Origin of the sequence: Microbacterium sp. (assembly GCF_031988965.1) — a bacterium.
GTDB lineage: Bacteria > Actinomycetota > Actinomycetes > Actinomycetales > Microbacteriaceae > Microbacterium.
In genome coordinates this window covers 1-1,349 of sequence record NZ_DALZXX010000290.1, presented here as the reverse complement: position 1 = coordinate 1,349, position 1,349 = coordinate 1, and the positions used below count along the sequence as shown (strand labels likewise).

The 1,349-nt window shown below is 68.6% G+C and carries 2 protein-coding genes and 1 pseudogene; all 3 read left to right on the top strand.

Annotation, left to right across the window (positions count from 1 at the left end; genetic code table 11):
- Positions 1-226 (top strand): annotated as a pseudogene (locus RTM68_RS18840) (DUF3180 domain-containing protein); the annotation flags it as partial.
- A complete protein-coding gene (locus RTM68_RS18835) occupies positions 162-758 on the top strand; it encodes a PH domain-containing protein (RefSeq protein ID WP_312173856.1) in 597 nt (198 codons plus the stop codon). The pseudogene RTM68_RS18840 and the gene RTM68_RS18835, both read left to right, overlap by 65 nt.
- Positions 755-1,349: PH domain-containing protein (locus tag RTM68_RS18830; RefSeq protein ID WP_396654256.1), on the top strand; the 595-nt coding region annotated here is incomplete at its 3' end. The genes RTM68_RS18835 and RTM68_RS18830, both read left to right, overlap by 4 nt.

Here is a 1,349-nt window from a genome sequence, read left to right as displayed (position 1 = left end):
GGCGGGGTTCGGCGCCGGGCTCCTCGTGTTCCTCCTGTCCCGGCCGATCGATCCCCCGGTAGGGTCGACTGTGGCGATGCTGGCTCTGATCGGAAGCGCGGTCGTGCTCGCGGTCGCCGCGCTCATCGCCGAACAGTTCTGCACTCTGCCGAAGGATCCTGATGACTCAGAACCCACAGACCGAGCCGGAGACCCCGGCCCCGCTGGACTCGGCGGAGGTCACTGACCTCGGAGCCCTCGACCAGGGGACGTACTCGCAGCTGCGCACTGCGCGCAACACCGCGCGGCTCGAGCTCGACGGCGCCTGGCACCAGATCTCGCCGCGCTACGTCGTGTCGCAGATCGTGCAGAACGTGATCTTCGTGGCATTCATCGTCGCGGTCGCCGCAGTGCTCGCTCTGGCCCTCGGCCAGACCTGGGCGTGGATCCCGGCGGGCGTGATCGTGGTGATCACGCTGATCACCCTCGTGATCCTGCCTCGGCAGGCGAAGGCGATCGGCTACATGCTGCGCTCCGACGACATCGTCTTCCGCAAGGGCATCCTCTGGCAGCGCATGATCGCCGTGCCCTACGGTCGCATGCAGCTCGTCGACATCACGCAGGGACCGCTCGATCGCGCGTTCGGCGTCAGTCAGCTGAAGATGGTCACCGCCGCCGCGACCACCGGCGTGCAGATCCCCGGGCTCACGCAAGCCGCCTCCGAGGCCCTGCGTGACACGCTCATCGAAGTGGCCGAGACCCGCCGGACCGGCCTGTGAGCGAGCCGCAGCTCCCTCCGCCCCCGGCTCCGTCGGCGACGGCGGGTTCCTCGGAACAGACGACCCTCGCCGACGGCGAGTGGCATCGGATGCATCCGCTCACCCCGCTCTTCAAGGGCGGCCTGGCGCTGATCATCATCGCGGGCATCGTGGTCACCAACATGCGCGATCGTCTGATCGCCTGGGCCGTCGACCTGTTCTCACCCGAGGCGCACTACGGCGACTACTCGGGCGGCGACCCCGTCGACTGGGTGCTCGAGAACAACCTGATCCTGATCGCTCTGCTCAGCGTGCTCGCCCTGGTGCTCGTGCTGGTCGGCATCTTCTGGTTCGTCTGGCGCTTCCACCAGTTCCGCATCACCGGAGACCACGTCGAGGTGCGCAAGGGCATCGTGTTCCGGTCGCACCGTCGCGCGCCGCTCGACCGTGTGCAGGGCGTGAACCTCACCCGGCCGTTCCCCGCCCGCATCATCGGGCTCGCGAAGCTCGAGGTGGTGGGGGCGGGCAACGACTCGAACGTCGACCTCGAGTACCTCGCCACGGGCCGCGCCGAATCCGTGCGCGCCGACATCCTGCGTCTCGCCTCGGGAG

What these genes read in the sequence shown, in the direction of transcription:
- RTM68_RS18835 (WP_312173856.1), top strand. Translation starts at nt 162, where the DNA reads ATGACTCAGAACCCACAGACCGAGCCGGAGACCCCGGCCCCGCTGGAC.